We start from the raw sequence: 16308 nt of genomic DNA on the forward strand, positions 1-16308 counted from the left end.
TGCCGGCGGCCGGCTTGTACGCCCGCACCAGACCTCGGTGGCTATAGCAAATGTTGCTATAGTGAGCTTATGTCGGGACGAGGGCAACTGCTCCAAGAGGTGATGCGTGAAGTGAGCATCACCCAGTCGGAGCTGTCTCGGGTGAGCGGAGTGCGTCAGCCCAGCATCAGCCAGTTCCTTTCCGGCAAGGTCGAACTGAGTGACGAGCAACTCGACCGGCTGCTGTCGTGCATGGGCTACCGCTTGGAGGTGACCCGCCGATCGGTCAGGGCCGACCTCACTCGCTCTGAGTGGCGCTCGTGGAGACTGCACCGCCAACTGTCGAGCAAGCTCACGCAGTCGAGCTTCCAGCGGTGGCGACCCACAATCGAACGGAATCTCGACCGACTGCAACGAGATCTCCGGGGTCAGCCTCATCTCCGCAACCTCGACCGCTGGACGTCCCTCGTGCAGAGCGGGGACCTGACGGGCATGCACCGTGTCCTCACCGGCCTGGATCGCGACTCGATCGAGATGCGCGAGGTGACACCTATGCGCGGTTTGCTGTCGCAAGCCGAGCGCTCGGATGTCCTGCAGATCGCCGGCTGATGCGTCGCGATCAGTTGGAGCATGCAATTCGAGCTGCGTGCCAGATCATCGGCCATACGGAAGTCATCGTGGTCGGATCTCAGTCAATACTGGGTTCATTCGACGAAGACGACCTGCCTGCCGACGCAACGATGTCCGTCGAGATCGACATTCTCCCGATCGCCGCCGACAACAACGAGACCGCCCGCCTCGCCGACCTCATTGAAGGCGTCGCAGGCGAGTTCTCACCATTCGAGGAACTGCACGGGTTCAGCATCGACGGCGTTGACCTGGACACCTCTGCGCTCGCGGATGGTTGGCGAGCCCGTGTGGTCAAAGTACAGAATGCCAATACCGCCGCACCGTCCGGTGAACCTCAGTTCACGGGGTGGTGTCTCGACAAGGAGGATCTCTGTGCCGCGAAGTTGTGTGCCTTTCGCGAGAAGGACCGCAACTTCGTCGCTGCTCTCCTTGAAGCCGATCTCGTGGACACAGAGTTGATCGCGAGCCGCCTTCAGGGCGTTCCGGATCGCTATCAGGAAGCAGCCACTCGTGCCATTGCGTGGTTGGAGAGCTACGCCGGACCTCGACTGTGACCTGTCCGTGCCGTCCGTCCTGTCCTGGTACAGCCCCGGCCGAAGTCACTCGCCACGCAGCAGGTCCATCAACTCGTCGGTCGTCCGGTGCGTCGTCGCCCGACCCCGCATCCGCTGCATCAACCTGGCGCCGCGGCTCTCGCCGGACCGCCGGTGGACGATTCGCAGGGTGTCGCCGTCCTCCACAACGTCGACCTCGTCGCCCTCGAGGAAGCCGTGCCGATGCCGCAACTCGGCCGGGATGGTGACCTGGCCCTTGCTGTTGAGTTTCATGGATCTCCTGACACGTTCCTGACGCAACTTCAGGATACGTAGCCGGAATCGGCCGTGCGATCTTCCTGGAATGAGAGAGAGGCCCTACGGGTTCCGTAGGGCCTCGATCTGATCGGCGCCAAGAACTGGGCGCCCCCGGCAGGATTCGAACCTGCGCACCCGCCTCCGGAGGGCGGTGCTCTATCCCCTGAGCTACGGGGGCCGGTTGGCCGAAGAGAAATGTATCAGTGATCGACCGGGGATGCGCACTCGGTTCCGCCCGGGCGGTCCACGGGTTGGCGGGGTCCACGGGTTGAAAGGGTCGGCGGCCGGGGTCTCGGGTCTGGCAGAGTTCCGCCGTGATCACCCGTCCCACCGGAGTCGTTCGATGACCCCGTCCCACGTCGCCGGATCGATTCATGCCGATGCCGGCGCGCCGCAGCCTCGCTGGCTGGAGGTGCCCGAGGACGTCAACGCGTTGCTGCCCGAGTTGTGGAGCCGCGAGACGGCCAAGAACGAGCAGGGCGTGCTGACACTCGCCGGGCTGACCGTGACCGAGATCGCCGAGCAGGTCGGCACGCCGGCCTACCTGCTCGACGAGGACGACCTGCGGGACCGGGCCAAGGCCTTCCGGACCGCGTTCGACGGCTGGGCCGTCTACTACGCCGGCAAGTCCTTCCTCTGTACGGCGGTCGCCCGCTGGGTCAGCGAGGAAGGGCTCGGCGTCGATGTCTGCACCGGCGGTGAGCTGGCCGTGGCACTGCGAGCCGGCGTCGATCCGGCCACCATCGGGTTGCACGGCAACAACAAGAGCGTGACCGAGTTGCGGTCGGCCTTGGAAGCCGGCGTGGGCCGGATCATCGTCGACTCCTTCGACGAGATCGCCCGGCTCGGTGAGCTGGCCGAGGAGCTGGACCGGACGCCCCGGGTGATGGTCCGGGTGACCACCGGCGTCGAGGCGCACACCCACGAATACATCGCGACCGCGCACGAAGATCAGAAGTTCGGCTTCTCCATCGCCGGCGGCGCGGCGCTGCGGGCGCTGCAGGCCTGTCATGATCATCCGCGGCTCGAGTTGATCGGTATCCATTCGCACATCGGATCGCAGATCTTCGACGCGGACGGGTTCGAGGTGGCGGCGCGGCGTACCCTCCGGCTGCGGGCCGAGCTGGCCAAGATCACCGGGGTCGAGCTGCCCGAACTTGATCTTGGTGGTGGATTCGGAATCGCTTACACCACAGCGGATTCGCCGTCCTCGCCGAAGCAGCTGGCCGACGCGATGGGGGAGATCATCCGGTCCGAGTGCGAGGCGCTCGACGCGAGCGTGCCGCACCTGTCGATCGAGCCCGGCCGGGCGATCAGCGGCCCGACGACGTTCGCCCTCTACCGGGTCGGCACGGTGAAGCCGGTCGAGCTCGACGGCGGCCACACCCGGCTCTACGTCTCGGTCGACGGCGGGATGAGCGACAACATCAGGACCGCGCTGTACGGCGCCGACTACTCGGCCACGCTGGCATCGCGGCGGTCCGACGCCGATCCGGTGCTGGCCCGAGTGGTCGGGGTGCACTGCGAGGGCGGCGACATCCTGGTCCGGGACGAGTTCCTGCCGGGCGACGTCGCGCCCGGCGATCTGATCGCGGTCCCGGCGGCCGGTGCGTACAGCCGGTCGATGGCCAGCAACTACAACCACGTCCCGCGGCCGCCGGTGGTCGCGGTCCGGGACGGGCAACTGACCACGGTGGTGCGGCGGGAGACTATCGAGGACCTGCTGCGACTCGACGTCGGGTGACGATCCCGGCGGTGCGGTAGGTCAGAGTGCAATAGGACAGAATGAACGGCCGGCAGGATCGGCCGGCCGAGTCGGATCGGCGCCGTCCGAGGAGCCCACCAGAAATCATGAGGTCAGCAATGAGCACAGCCCAACCGGTAGCCGGGGTCGCCGCGGAGCGCACCCACCTGGCCTCCGCCGAGACCCCGCTGCGGGTGGCGGTCCTGGGTTGCGGCACCGTCGGCACCGAGGTGGTACGGCTGCTCACCGACTCGGCCGATGACCTGCGGGCCCGGATCGGCCGGCCGCTGCAGGTCGCCGGCATCGCCGTCCGGCGGCCCGGCCGGAACCGTCCCGGCATCGATCCGGACCTGCTGACCACCGATCCGCAGGCCTTGGTCGGCTCCGGCGACATCGACCTGGTGATCGAGGTGATCGGCGGCATTGAGCCGGCTCGCTCGCTGATCCTGACCGCGATGGAGAACGGTGCCTCGGTCGTCACCGCCAACAAGGCGCTGCTGGCCCAGGACGGCGCGACGCTGTTCGCCGCCGCCGAGCAGGCCGGAGTGGATCTCTATTTCGAGGCCGCGGTCGCCGGCGCGATCCCGATCATCCGCCCGCTGCGGGAATCCCTGGTCGGCGACGAGATCACCGCCGTGATCGGCATCGTCAACGGCACCACGAACTTCATCCTGGACAAGATGGACACCACCGGCGCCGGGTTCGCCGAAACCCTGACCGAGGCGCAGGATCTCGGCTACGCCGAGCCGGATCCGACGGCCGACATCGAGGGCTTCGACGCCGCCGCCAAGGCCGCGATCCTGTCCAGTCTGGCCTTCCACACCCGGGTCACCAGCGCCGACGTCTACCGCGAGGGGATCACCGAGGTCAGCTCCACCGACATCGCCTCGGCCAAGGCGATGGGCTGCGTGGTCAAGGCGGTCGCGATCTGTCAGCTGACCGCGCCCGGGCCGAACGGCGAGCAAGCGGTCTCGGTCCGCACCCACCCGGCGATGATCCCGCGCAACCACCCGCTGGCCTCGGTCGGCGGCGCGTACAACGCGGTGTTCGTCGAGTCGAAATCGGCCGGCCGGCTGATGTTCTACGGGCCGGGCGCCGGTGGGGCGCCGACCGCGAGCGCCGTCCTCGGCGACCTGGTGACAGTGGCCCGGAACCGGCTCCGCGGCGCCTCCGGGCCGGGGGAGTCGAGCTATGCGGCGCGGCCGATCTCGTCGATCGACACCGTCGTCACCCGCTACCACCTGTCGCTCGAGGTGACCGAGGCGCCGGGCGTGCTGGCCACGATCGCGCACTGCTTCGCCGAGCACAGCGTCTCGATCCAGACCGTACGGCAGCAGGGCCGGGACGCGAACGCCCAACTGGTGATCGTCACCCACCCCGCCCCGGATGCGGCGCTGAGCGCCACCGTGGAATCGTTGCGGGAGTTGGACGTCGTGTGTGAGGTGACCAGCGTGATGAGAGTTGAGGGTGAATGACCGTGCTTGCTGATGCGGCCGACGCCGCCGGGTTCCTCGGCGCCGGGTCCACCGGGTCGGGCATCATCGCCCGCTACGGCGACTGGCTGCCGGTGGCGAAGGACGCGCGGGTGATCACCCTGGGTGAGGGCAACACGCCGTTGGTGCCCGCCGACACCCTGTCCGACCGGCTGGGCTGCCGGGTCTGGCTCAAGGTCGAGGGCGCCAACCCGACCGGATCGTTCAAGGACCGCGGGATGACCGTCGCGGTGACCGTCGCCGCGCACGAGGGCGCCACGGCGGTGGTCTGCGCCTCGACCGGCAACACCTCGGCCTCGGCGGCGGCCTACGCCGCGCGGGGCGGGCTGCTGCCGATCGTGCTGCTGCCGGCCGGCCGGATCGCCGCCGGCAAGCTGGCCCAGGCGGTGGTGCACGGCGCCCGCGTGGTCCAGGTCGAGGGCAACTTCGACACCTGCCTGGAGCTGGCCCGCAAGCTCGCCGACGACTATCCGGTGTCGCTGGTCAACTCGGTCAACCGGATCCGGCTCGAGGGCCAGAAGACGGCCGCGTTCGAGGTCGTCGACACGCTCGGCGACGCGCCGGACGTGCACGTGATGCCGGTCGGCAACGGCGGCAACCTGCCGGCCTACTGGCGCGGCTACGTGCAGTACGCCGACGCCGGCAAGACCACCCGCCGGCCGCGGATGTGGGGCTTCCAGGCCGCCGGCGCGGCACCGCTGGTGCTCGGCCACCCGGTGCTCAACCCGGAGACCAAGGCCACCGCGATCCGGGTCGGCAACCCGGCCTCGACCGCGCTGGCGCTGGCCGCGCGGGAGGAGTCCGGCGGCCTGTTCGAGGCGGTGCCGGACGAGCAGATCCTTGCTGCACAACAGTTCCTGGCCGCCAAGGAGGGCGTCTTCGTCGAGCCCGCGTCGGCCGTCGGCGTGGCCGGACTGCTGGCCAAGGCCGAGCGGAAAGAACTTGATCATGATCTCCGGATCGTGATCACGGTGACCGGGCACGGGCTGAAGGACATCGACACCGCACTGTCCGGGCACGACGTCGGCGGCGGCCCGGTGGTCCCGGCCGAGCTGACCGCGATCGCCGACGTCTGCGGGCTGAGCTGAGGCCGGAAGCCGTGCCGGCCGGCGAGCTGATCGGCCGGACCGTCACCGTCTCCGCACCGGCGACGAGTGCCAACCTCGGTCCCGGCTTCGATCATCTCGGGCTGGCTTACGAACTGCGGCAGCAGGCCACCCTGCGGGTGATCGACTCCGCCTCGGTCGCCGAGGTGACCGGCGAGGGCGCGGACACCGTGCCGCGGGACGGATCGCATCTGATCATTCGTTCGGCGCTGGCCGCGCTGGCCGACCTCGGGCTGACGGTGCCGGGGCTCGCCCTGACCGCCGACAACGTGATTCCCCACGGCCGTGGCCTCGGCTCTTCGGCGGCCGCGATCGTCGCCGGGATCATGGCCGCCGCCGCGCTGGCCGGAGTCGAGGCGGAACCGGCCCGGGTGCTCCGCCGGGCGGTCGAGATCGAGGGCCACGCCGACAACGTCGCCGCCGCCCTGCACGGGGGATTGGTGATCGCCTATCCCGAATCCGCGGGCACCGGCGACCCGGGGTTCGGGGTGGCCCGGGTCGGCGTGCATCCGGAGGTGGGCGCCGTCGTGTATCTGCCGGACACGCCCGTGTCGACCGCCGAGGCTCGTGGCCTGCTGCCGGCGACCGTTCCGCACGGTGATGCCGCGGCCAACGCGGGCCGGGCCGCGCTGCTGGTCGAGGCGCTGTCCCGATCGCCGGAACTGCTGCTCGCCGGGACCGCCGACCGGCTCCATCAAAGCTATCGCCGAGTGGCCATGCCGGCCTCCTACGATCTGCTGGAATCCCTGCGAGACAAGGGATTCGCGGCGGTGATCAGTGGCGCCGGGCCGTCCGTGCTGGTGCTCGGCCGGGTCGCCGAGCTGGCCGCTCTGCCGGATCGGTCCGGGTTCCGGCGACTGGCCCTGCGGATCGGCACCGGAGCACGGGTCGAGCCGGGACCGCGCTGACGCGAGACGAGCCGGATCGCCGTGGTGTGACGTACACGACGTTCGGCGTGGTTCGGCGGAAAGTGACAGATTCCACCGGGTAAGTGCTAGCCTGAAGGTACCGACGGTGAAGAGAGCACGCGGTTTGGCTTGCGGGTTTCTTCCCCGATAGCGCCCCCGGGTCGGGCGCAAGGTAATCACCTTGAGGTCGACGTTTTCGACCTGATTGCCGACCAAAGACCCAGTTAACAAAGCCCGCGTCCACGGCCTGTCATAGGCGGTGAGCGGAGGGCTATCAAGAAACGTTCCTCTCCAGGTGCATCCTGCGGAGGCACATGTGGGTGGCGAACACCCGTTCCGAAAGGAATCACGTGACAGATACTGCCGAAGTGACGAGCGCGCCCGACACGGGCGAGGCTCCTCGCAAGCGCAAGGGATCCGGTCTGGAGGCGATGGTCCTCCCGGAGCTGAAGCAGCTTGCTGGATCACTCGGAATCAAGGGCCTCGGCGCGATGCGCAAGGGCCAGTTGATCGACGCGATCAAGGCCGCCCAGACGGGCCCGGCCGGCGCGACCCAGGCCCGGGCGGAGCAGCCGCGGACCTCCGGCCGTCGCGAGAACCGGGCCGATGCGGTGCGCACCGATTCGGTGCGGGCCGATGCCGGTCGGGCGCCGGAACGTCCGGCCGAGTCGGCCCAGCCGACGCTCGACGCGGCCGTCGAGGCCCCCAGCAGCAACGGCACCCGCGCCGCGGAAGCCGCGGACCGGCCGGCCGTCGATCCCGAGGTCCAGGCCCGGGTGCAGCAGGAGATCAAGGCCCAGGTCGAGCGCCGGGCCCAGCGTGACGGCTCCGATGAGCGGGACGGTGGCGAATCCACCGACCGCCGCGACGGATCCGAACGACGCAATGGCTCCGAGCGCCGGGACGCGTCCGCGCGACGCGACGGCGAGTCGGAATCCCGGCAGCGCGGCTCCGACGGCGACAACGACCGCTCCGACGGTGACGAGGGTCGCCGCGGCCGGCGTCAGAACAACAACAACAACCAGCAGCAGCAGCGCGGCAACGACTTCGACGACGAGAACGGCGGCCGGCGCGGTCGCCGCCGGCGCAGCCGGGATCGTCAGGGCCGGCGTCGCACCGGCCAGCTCGGGACGGAGCGGTTCGACGAGCCGGTCGTGTCCGAGGACGACGTCCTGGTCGAGGCCAAGGGCATCCTCGACGTGCTCGACAACTATGCCTTCGTCCGGACCACGGGCTACCTGCCCGGGCCCGACGACGCCTACGTCTCGCTCTCCATGGTGAAGCGCTTCGGGCTGCGTAAGGGCGACATCATCACCGGCGAGATCCGTACCCCGAAGGATGGGGAGCGGAAGGAGAAGTTCAACCCGCTGGTGAAGCTGTCCACGGTCAACGGCGCTGATCCGGAGGAGTCGAAGAACCGGGTCGAGTTCAGCAAGCTGACCCCGCTCTATCCGCAGGACCGACTGCGGCTGGAGACCACCGGGACGAAGCTGAGCACCCGGTTGATCGACATCGTCTCGCCGATCGGCAAGGGCCAGCGTGGCTTGATCGTCTCGCCGCCCAAGGCCGGCAAGACCTTGATCATGCAGGCCATCGCCAACGCGATCTCCACCAACAACCCGGAAGTGCACCTGATGGTGGTGCTGGTGGACGAGCGTCCGGAGGAGGTCACCGACTTCGAGCGGACCGTTCAGGGTGAGGTGATCTCGTCCACGTTCGACCGGCCGGCCGATGATCACACCACCGTCGCGGAGCTCGCGGTCGAGCGGGCCAAGCGGTTGGTCGAGCTCGGCAAGGACGTGGTGATCCTGCTGGACGGCATCACCCGCCTGGGCCGCGCCTACAACACCGCGGCGCCGGCCTCCGGACGCATCCTGTCCGGTGGTATCGACTCCAACGCGCTCTACCCGCCGAAGCGGTTCTTCGGTGCCGCCCGCAACATCGAGAACGGCGGCTCGCTGACCATCCTCGCCACGGCCCTGATCGAGACCGGGTCGAAGATGGACGAGGTGATCTTCGAGGAGTTCAAGGGCACCGGCAACATGGAGCTCCGGCTGCGCCGGGAGTTCGCCGACAAGCGGATCTTCCCCGCGATCGACGTCGACGCCTCCAGCACCCGTCGCGAAGAGTTGCTGATGAGCAAGGAGGAGCTGAACGTGATCTGGCGGCTCCGCCGAGCCCTGTCCGGCCTGGAAGGTGTGCAGGGTCTGGAGACGCTGCTCGACCGGATGCGCAAGACGGCGAGCAACCAGGAGTTCCTGGTCGCGATCACCCGGACCGTGCCCGGCGCCGGCGGCCGCAACGCCGTCACCGCCGGTTCGGACGACGACTGATCCGTCAGGCTCCAACCAAGCAAGCGAAAACGACTCGATCCCCGGCCGTGGGCCGGGGATCGAGTGCGTTTCTCAGGTGTTCGGTCAGGCGCTCTTCGCGCTCAGCCGCAGCCGAGCGAGCGGCCGGGGCCGGCGCCGACGGGTCGCCCGGCGACCTTCCAGCGACTGGAGCAGCAGCTGCTCCTCACTGGGGCGACCGAACCGGCCGAGACCCGGTCGCGTGACCGTGACCGAGCCGGGGGTCCAGAGCGCGACGTCTCGCGGATCGTACTGGGACAAACTCATCGTGATTCCCTCCCTTCGAGGGGTCTAGGCATGGCGGTCCGGACCGGTGCCTGAGGGCAGAGCCGCAGGGCGGCGCTCCCGGACAGGCTGGTCCGGTCACAGCAATGTGATCTTGGGTGGTGGGCCCCGCTCGCTCGCCCGGCCTTAACCGGCGATCGTCTCGGGCCGACGACGGTTGAGTCCCGTCGCCCGGTCGGACCTCGGTCCGACTCCAATCTGGCCAACGAAGGAACCGCAGCGACTATTCCGGCCGGCCGCGGAAATTTTCTGCTTCCGTCGGCCGGGGTCGATCCGGGGTGCGATCGTCACGCGTTCCGGGTGATCAGCTTGAGCCGGCCGAGGATGCCGGTCCGGCGCCGGCGCTTCCGCCGGACCTCCTCCAGGGTGTGCAGGATGAGCAGCTGTTCGGCCGCGAAGCCGACCGGGTGACCCGACTCGGGGCGCGAGATCACCATCGATCCGGGGATCCAGATCGCAGCTTCGCGGGGGTCGTTGTCGTACCTGTTCATGTCGTCCTCCTTTCGAGGGCAGGTCTGTCGCGGCCCTGCGTTGTGGGCAGGGCAGAGTGAGGTGGTGCGGGATCGGGGTGGCGCCGGCGAGCGCGCGCGAGGTCCGCAGACCGGGGGATGGTGATCGAGCCGGATCAGCGAAGGTGGATCGCGACCCCGCGGTGGGCTGTCAGCAGCCCGGCGGAATCAACAGCCGGATCCGGCGGAGGCACCCGCGGCAGCGCCGGGATGAACCGGCGCGGGGCAGCCGGGAACGGCCGACCAGCGAGTCGATGGAAGGTCCTTGATCGACATGGGTTGGGTGCACCTCCTTCTTGCAACGGGTGCGAGTCTAGGGAAGGGCACCGACCGGCCGCCAGTGAATTAGTGTCGGAGTGATTCCACGAAAGTTGACCGCGGGAATATCCCGGTGGTCGGGCGCCTTGAAGGGGCGTACCAAATTTGGTCGGCCGTATGAGTTGCGGCAGACTTGCCCGGTGGTGCCGGTTCACGCCCAGATTTCGCGTGGCGACCCGGTGCCCGCGAATCCGAGGAGAGACATGAAGGCTGACATTCACCCCGCCTACGGCGAGACCCAGGTCACCTGTACCTGCGGCAATACGTTCACCACCCGAAGCACCGCGCCGGAAGGCGTGCTGCGCGCCGAGGTCTGCTCGGCCTGCCACCCGTTCTACACGGGCAAGCAGAAGATCCTCGACACCGGTGGCCGCGTGGCCCGGTTCGAGAAGCGGTACGCCAAGAAGTCCAAGTAGCGACAGCCGGGCGCCGGGAGGCGGGGGAGATCCCCGCTTTCCGGCGCCCGTTGTCTGTCCGCCCGCCGTCGTCTCGCAGAAGGTGCCCGTGATGTTCGAGTCAGCCCAGCCGTTGCGGCAGGAGTTCGCCGAGCTCGAGGCACAACTGGGCGACCCGGCGACCCACTCCGACGCGGCCCTGGCCCGCCGGCTCGGCCGGCGCTACGCCGAACTGATGCCGATCGTCGGGGCGCTGGCCGAGCACGACCGGCTGACGGCGGATCGCGAGGCGGCCCTGGAGCTCGCCGGCGACGACAGTGCCTTCGCGGCCGAGGCCGAGGAACTCGAGGGTCGGTTGACGGGGCTGACCGAACGACTGACCCGGCTGCTGGCGCCGCGCGATCCCAACGATTCCGCCGACGCCTTGATCGAGATCAAGTCCGGCGAGGGCGGCGACGAATCGGCGTTGTTCGCCGGCGACCTGCTCAAGATGTACAGCCGGTACGCAGAGGTGCGCGGCTGGAAGGTCGAGGTGCTGGACAGCCAGGAGACCGCCCTCGGCGGCTACAAGTCGGTGACCGTTGCGGTGAAGGCGGCGAAGGCCGGCTCGCCCGACGAGATGCCGTACGGCGTGCTGAAGTTCGAGGGTGGCGTGCACCGGGTGCAGCGGGTCCCGGTGACCGAATCGCAGGGCCGGGTGCACACCTCGGCCGCCGGTGTGCTGGTGATGCCGGAGGTGGAGGAGACCGAGATCGAGATCAACGATGATGATCTTCGGATCGACGTCTACCGCTCGTCCGGCCCCGGCGGCCAAGGGGTCAACACCACCGACTCGGCGGTCCGGATCACCCACCTGCCCACCGGCACCGTGGTCTCCTGCCAGAACGAGCGATCCCAACTGCAGAACCGGGAACAGGCGATGCGGATGCTCCGGGCCCGGCTGATCGCGCTGGCCGAGGAACAGGCCGCCAACGCCGCCTCCGCGGCCCGGCGCAGCCAGGTCCGCACGGTCGACCGGTCGGAGCGGATCCGCACCTACAACTTCCCGGAGAACCGGATCGCCGATCACCGGATCGGCTTCAAGGCCTACAACCTCGACCAGGTGCTGAACGGCGCTCTGGAGCCGGTGATCACGGCGCTGCAGGAGGCCGACACGGCCGAGCGGCTGGCCGCCGTCGGGACAGAATGAGCGGCAACGTGATCATGGGAGCCGGGGTCCGGGAGTTGATCATCGAGGCGGTCGCCCGGTTGCGGCAGGCCGGCGTCGGCAGCCCGGACGCGGACGCCCGGCAGCTGCTCGCCCATGCGGTCGGCGTCGAGCCGAGCCGGCTGCCGCTCCTTGATCAACTCGATGATGATCACGTCAGCGCGTTCACCGAGCTGGTCCGGCGCCGGGCACAGCGGACGCCGCTGCAGCACCTCACCGGCCGGGCCTACTTCCGGCACGTCGAGCTGGCCGTGGGTCCCGGAGTCTTCGTGCCGCGGCCGGAGACCGAGGTGATGACCGGCTGGGCGATCGACGGCCTGCGGACCTTGCTGGCCGACGGTCAAATGCCGTTGGTGATCGAGCTGGGTACGGGATCAGGAGCGATCTCGAAGGCGATCGCCGGCGAGGCCCCGGGCTGCACCATGATCGCGATCGAACGTGATCATCGGGCCGCCGAGTGGGCGGCCGGCAATCTGGCCGGCACCGGGGTCGAGCTGATCGAGGGTGACATGGGGTCTCTGCCGGGGGACTGGGACGGCCGCTGCGACCTGGTGATCAGCAACCCGCCGTACATCCCGTTGGACGCCTACGAGTCGGTCGAGCCGGAGGCTCGTGATCATGATCCGGAGCTGGCGCTGTTCTCCGGCGCCGACGGACTGGACGCGATCCGGGTCGTCGCCACCACCGCGGCGCGGCTGCTCCGGCCCGGCGGCCGGGTCGCCACCGAACACTCCGATCTGCAGGGCGACGCGGTGGTCCGGCTCTTCGCCGGCCGCGGCGATTTCGACGCCGTCCGCGATCATCGTGACCTCACCGGACGGTCGCGCTTCACAACGGCCGTGCGCAGCCGGTCGACCGACACCCCTCTGGCAGGATGGTCCGAGTGAACGAGGTACGCCGTCAGCAGGGCGCCGATGTGGCGGCAGATGAGCCGCTGACCAGCCGGGAGCCCAACGAGACCGCCGGATCCGCGGCAACCGGGCCGACCGAGGACGAGCAGCGGGCCGAGACCGAGAACTGGATCCGGGAGCAGCTGGCGGGGAAGGCGGCCGTGACGGAGCGGTCCGGCACGGCGACCGGCGACACGGATGCCGAGGCGACCGCGACGGCCGACGAGGCGGCTCGGGGCGAGGACACGGTGCCGGTCACCGACTCGACTGACGGCGGAGCCGGCGACACCGAGACGGCCGGGACCGAGACGGCCGGGACCGAGACGGCCGGGACCGAGACGGTCAGCGCCGAGACGGACAACGCGGAGACGGACAGCGCTGAGACGGGCAAGGCGGAGCCGGACAACGTCGAATCGGACAGCTCCGAGACGGACGGCGGTGCGGACGACGCCGACGCCGACGCCGACAAGGTCGAGGCTCTGCCCGCGTACCAGCGGTTCGACATCACCGGCTCGGATCCGGCGGTGCTGGCCGAGGCGGCCGAAGCGGCCCGGACCGCGATCGAGAACGGCGAATGCATCGTGCTGCCCACCGACACGGTGTACGGGATCGGAGCCGACGCCTTCGAGGCGGACGCGGTGCAGCGACTGCTGGACACCAAGGAGCGAGGCCGGGACATGCCGCCGCCGGTGCTGATCGGCGATCCGGCGCTGATCCGGGCCCTGGCCGAGGACGTACCGGAGTCGGCCGGCCAACTGACCGAGAAGCACTGGCCAGGACCGTTGACGGTGATCGTCAAGGCCCGCGAATCACTGCGGATCGATCTGGGCGAGACCAACGGGACGATCGGGCTCCGGGTGCCGGACTACGAACTGACCCGCGAGCTGCTCCGGCAGACCGGTCCGATGGCGGTCAGCTCCGCCAACCTGAGTGGCCGGTCGGCGGCGCTGACCTGTGACGAGGCGATCGAATACTTCGGCAACCGGGTCTCGGTCTACCTGGACGGCGGCCCGGTGCGGAACGCCGACGGTGCGCCCTCGTCGATGGTCGACTTCTCCCAGAATGATCATGGTGAGCTGCTCCGGCTGGGGGCGCTCAGCGTGGAGGTGCTGCGCGAGACCTGCCCGGACCTGGTCGACCTGACCGCCGCCCCGGAGGAGGCGGCGGCCGACGAGACCGAGGGTGCGGGAGCGGAGCCCGACGGTTTGAACCTCGGCGAGGATCCGGCCGCCGCGGCGGAGACCGACGTCCCGGAGACCAGCGACGACGTGGAACGGCTGATCGAGGACGAGGTCGCTCCCGAGCCGACGGAACCCGAGCCGACGGGACCCGTACCGACGGATCCCGAGCCGACAGATCCGGAGCCCGCGGATCCCGTACCGACGGATCCCGAGCCCGTGAATCCCGTGGATCCCAAGCCTGCCGATCCCGACCGACAGCCCTGAGCGGGGCGCCGGGTGCGCGAATACCTGTTGGTGCTGCTGATCGCGGCCGCCTCGACCTATCTGGTCAGCGGCCTGTGCCGCAAGCTCGCGCTGCGGCTGGGCGCGCTGGCCAAGGTGCGCGACCGGGATGTGCACACGATCGAGATGCCGTACTTCGGCGGTCTGGCCATGCTGATCGGGCTCGTCGTCGCGGTCGTGGTGGCCTGGCAGTTGCCGTTCCTGGGCGCTCAGGAGCTGGTCATCCAGGACTCCCGCGCGATCTTGATCGCGGCCGCGATCATCTGCCTGGTCGGCGTGCTGGACGACGTGTTCGAGCTGTCCGCGCTGGCCAAGTTCGCCGGCCAGATCGTCGCCGCCGGGGTGGTGGTCGCGCTCGGTGTGAAGATGCTCTGGATCCCGCTGCCCGGTCAGACGATCGCGCTGGACAGCTCGGCCTCGATCGCGATCACCGTCTTCTTCATCGTGCTCTGCTCCAACGCGGTCAACTTCGTCGACGGCCTGGACGGCCTGGCCACCGGCGTGGTCGGCATCGGCGCGTTCGCCTTCTTCGCGTACTGCTATCTGCTGACCGTGAACCAGGAGCTGACCCGGGCGACCACGGCGAGCCTGATCACGGTCGCCGTCGCCGGGGCCTGCCTGGGCTTCCTGCCGCACAACTTCTTCCCGGCCAAGATGTTCATGGGCGACTCCGGGGCGCTGCTGCTCGGGCTGCTGCTGGCCACCTCGACGGTCAGCCTGACAGGCCAGATCGACCCGTCGCAGATGGCGAGCGATCGCGGCCTGCTGCCGACCGTGCTGCCGCTGGTGCTGCCGGTGGCGATCCTGGCGTTACCACTGCTCGACCTGGTGCTGGCCTACGTCCGCCGGACGTATAACGGGAAGTGGTGGTTCGCCGCCGACAAGCAGCACCTGCATCACCGGCTGCTGGAGCGCGGTCACAGCCAGCGCGGCGCGGTGATGCTGATGTACGGCTGGTCAGCCCTGGTTTCTTTCGGGATGATCGGGCTGGGCCTGGTCCAGGACCGGATTTCGGTGCTGGTCGCCGTGGGCCTGGTCGGCCTGGCGCTGGTGCTCCTGCTGGCCACTTTGGGCCGGCCGGTGAAGGGCCGTCGCGTCGCCAATTGACCGGCCCCCGATTGGAGGTCGGAGGAGACCTTGTGCTATTTTTCACAAGCAGTGAAACGCCGAGACGATCGGCCGGCCGGAGTAGCACTCCAGGCCCGGAGATCGCCCGACTAAGGCCCCAGCGGATGGCTGTGGGCCGCAGATTAGGACAGCCGCCGATATGACGACTGAACACTCTCCCTCGACAGCCGACTCGGCTGTGGGCACCGGGCCGAGCATTCACGTTGTCCGAGCGCGCAAACTCCTGATCGGCGGCCTGATCGGCGGCGTCAGTGCGGCCGTCATCTGCTTGATCATCTTCGGCATCACCGAGCAGGGCCGAGGGCTGCTGACCGCTCTCATCGCCGCGGCGATCGTGCTGTTCTTCTACGCCGCCGGCCAGTTCGTGATGGTGATGTTCGCCGACACCGCGGCCAAGATCCTGATGATCGTGTCGCTGGTCAGCTACAGCACCCGAGTGATCGTCCTCGGGCTGATCCTGATGTCCTACAGCAACAACCGCGAGAACTGGCCCTCGCTCAGCCCGATGGCCTTCTTCGTCACCACGATCGCCGTCGTCGCGGGCTGGCTGGCGGTCGAGATCTTCGTCTTCTCCCGGCTCCGGATCACCGCGTACGACACCGAGTACCAGGCGCCCGAGCCGAGCGGGGAGGACAAGTGAGCCGCCACCGCCCCCACTGCTACCGTGTGAGCCGCCATGCCTGCCCAAAATCCACCGGAATCGGGGTCCGACCGGGCCCGGGACGCGGTCTCGCGACGCCGCGAGGCGCTGCGGCCGACGCCGGCCGACATGCGCGGCATGGATCAGGCGATGCGGGTGCTGTCGTACCTGATCTCGGGCGTCGTGGTGTGGGGCGGGCTCGGCTGGCTGGGCGACTACCTGTTGAAGACCAACTTCCTGCTGCCGATCGGCATCATTCTCGGTGCCGCCCTCGGCGTCTACGTGATCATCCGGAAGTACGGACGGATCGATCCGCCAGCGAGCGAGGACTCGCGCGACCCCGGGCCGGATCGCCCGGACGCGGCCGAGACCTCGCGCGACCCGAACTGAACAGACTCCCCAGGACAGGAA

Annotated in this window: 17 protein-coding genes and 1 tRNA gene; 14 read left to right on the top strand and 4 right to left on the bottom strand. The window is 69.1% G+C overall.

Annotated elements, in window-relative coordinates:
- Window positions 1-69: 69 nt before the first annotated feature.
- Entirely contained in the window at window positions 70-588 is a 519-nt protein-coding gene (locus tag FNH24_RS13820) for a helix-turn-helix domain-containing protein (protein WP_152362790.1), read from the top strand.
- Window positions 588-1163, top strand: coding sequence for a DUF6036 family nucleotidyltransferase (locus FNH24_RS13825; protein ID WP_152362791.1), 576 nt, complete (start codon window positions 588-590; stop codon window positions 1161-1163). The genes FNH24_RS13820 and FNH24_RS13825 overlap by 1 nt, the downstream gene beginning before the upstream one ends.
- A 45-nt stretch (window positions 1164-1208) precedes the next feature.
- Here the strand turns inward: FNH24_RS13825 and FNH24_RS13830 are convergent, their stop codons facing one another.
- On the bottom strand, window positions 1209-1436 hold the full coding sequence (locus FNH24_RS13830; protein WP_152362792.1) for an AbrB/MazE/SpoVT family DNA-binding domain-containing protein: 228 nt from the start codon (window positions 1434-1436) through the stop codon (window positions 1209-1211).
- A 130-nt stretch (window positions 1437-1566) separates the two neighbouring features.
- Window positions 1567-1638 (bottom strand) — tRNA-Arg (locus FNH24_RS13835).
- A gap of 165 nt (window positions 1639-1803) precedes the next feature.
- On the opposite strand from FNH24_RS13835, the gene lysA reads away from it, so the two are divergent.
- The 5 genes from lysA (at window position 1804) to rho (ending at window position 9044) form a co-directional block, all read left to right on the top strand.
- Entirely contained in the window at window positions 1804-3204 is a 1401-nt protein-coding gene (lysA, locus tag FNH24_RS13840) for a diaminopimelate decarboxylase (RefSeq protein WP_152362793.1), read from the top strand.
- Window positions 3205-3323: 119 nt separating this feature from the next.
- Entirely contained in the window at window positions 3324-4679 is a 1356-nt protein-coding gene (locus FNH24_RS13845) for a homoserine dehydrogenase (protein WP_152362794.1), read from the top strand.
- Window positions 4676-5785: a threonine synthase gene (gene thrC, locus FNH24_RS13850; RefSeq protein WP_152362795.1), complete on the top strand. Its 1110-nt coding sequence runs from the start codon at window positions 4676-4678 to the stop codon at window positions 5783-5785. The genes FNH24_RS13845 and thrC overlap by 4 nt, the downstream gene beginning before the upstream one ends.
- Before the next feature lie 11 nt (window positions 5786-5796).
- Complete coding sequence (gene thrB / locus FNH24_RS13855) at window positions 5797-6711, top strand: homoserine kinase (RefSeq protein WP_152362796.1); 915 nt, start codon at window positions 5797-5799, stop codon at window positions 6709-6711.
- A gap of 314 nt (window positions 6712-7025) precedes the next feature.
- Window positions 7026-9044: a transcription termination factor Rho gene (rho, locus tag FNH24_RS13860; protein ID WP_152362797.1), complete on the top strand. Its 2019-nt coding sequence runs from the start codon at window positions 7026-7028 to the stop codon at window positions 9042-9044.
- 84 nt (window positions 9045-9128) lie between these two features.
- Here rho and FNH24_RS13865 read toward each other — a convergent pair whose 3' ends face one another.
- Both FNH24_RS13865 and FNH24_RS13870 read right to left on the bottom strand, forming a co-directional pair.
- Window positions 9129-9329, bottom strand: a complete 201-nt coding sequence (locus tag FNH24_RS13865; protein WP_152362798.1) for a hypothetical protein — start codon at window positions 9327-9329, stop codon at window positions 9129-9131.
- Between the two features lie 305 nt (window positions 9330-9634).
- Window positions 9635-9838 carry a hypothetical protein gene (locus FNH24_RS13870; protein ID WP_152362799.1) on the bottom strand — a complete coding sequence of 68 codons (204 nt, stop codon included), beginning with the start codon at window positions 9836-9838 and terminating at the stop codon, window positions 9635-9637.
- A gap of 539 nt (window positions 9839-10377) precedes the next feature.
- On the opposite strand from FNH24_RS13870, the gene rpmE reads away from it, so the two are divergent.
- The 7 genes from rpmE to FNH24_RS13910 all read left to right on the top strand — a co-directional run bounded on the left by rpmE (window position 10378) and on the right by FNH24_RS13910 (window position 16287).
- Entirely contained in the window at window positions 10378-10590 is a 213-nt protein-coding gene (gene rpmE / locus FNH24_RS13875) for a 50S ribosomal protein L31 (protein WP_152362800.1), read from the top strand.
- Window positions 10591-10681: 91 nt separating this feature from the next.
- The gene (gene prfA, locus FNH24_RS13880) at window positions 10682-11758 is read left to right on the top strand and encodes a peptide chain release factor 1 (protein WP_152362801.1); all 1077 of its coding nucleotides are present in this window, start codon (window positions 10682-10684) and stop codon (window positions 11756-11758) included.
- Window positions 11759-11772: 14 nt separating this feature from the next.
- Window positions 11773-12663, top strand: a complete 891-nt coding sequence (gene prmC / locus FNH24_RS13885) for a peptide chain release factor N(5)-glutamine methyltransferase (protein WP_152362901.1) — start codon at window positions 11773-11775, stop codon at window positions 12661-12663.
- The gene (locus FNH24_RS31960) at window positions 12660-14111 is read left to right on the top strand and encodes an L-threonylcarbamoyladenylate synthase (protein WP_217428216.1); all 1452 of its coding nucleotides are present in this window, start codon (window positions 12660-12662) and stop codon (window positions 14109-14111) included. Before prmC ends, FNH24_RS31960 begins: the two co-directional genes overlap by 4 nt.
- 12 nt (window positions 14112-14123) lie before the next feature.
- A complete protein-coding gene (locus FNH24_RS13900) occupies window positions 14124-15236 on the top strand; it encodes a glycosyltransferase family 4 protein (RefSeq protein WP_152362802.1) in 1113 nt (370 codons plus the stop codon).
- A gap of 160 nt (window positions 15237-15396) precedes the next feature.
- Window positions 15397-15897 carry a Cg1360 family ATP-synthase-associated protein gene (locus FNH24_RS13905; RefSeq protein WP_152362803.1) on the top strand — a complete coding sequence of 167 codons (501 nt, stop codon included), beginning with the start codon at window positions 15397-15399 and terminating at the stop codon, window positions 15895-15897.
- A 36-nt stretch (window positions 15898-15933) separates the two neighbouring features.
- Window positions 15934-16287, top strand: coding sequence for an AtpZ/AtpI family protein (locus FNH24_RS13910; protein WP_246186884.1), 354 nt, complete (start codon window positions 15934-15936; stop codon window positions 16285-16287).
- Window positions 16288-16308: the final 21 nt, after the last annotated feature.

The organism is Microlunatus speluncae (genome assembly GCF_009299835.1).
In the GTDB taxonomy this organism is placed as follows: domain Bacteria; phylum Actinomycetota; class Actinomycetes; order Propionibacteriales; family Propionibacteriaceae; genus Microlunatus; species Microlunatus speluncae.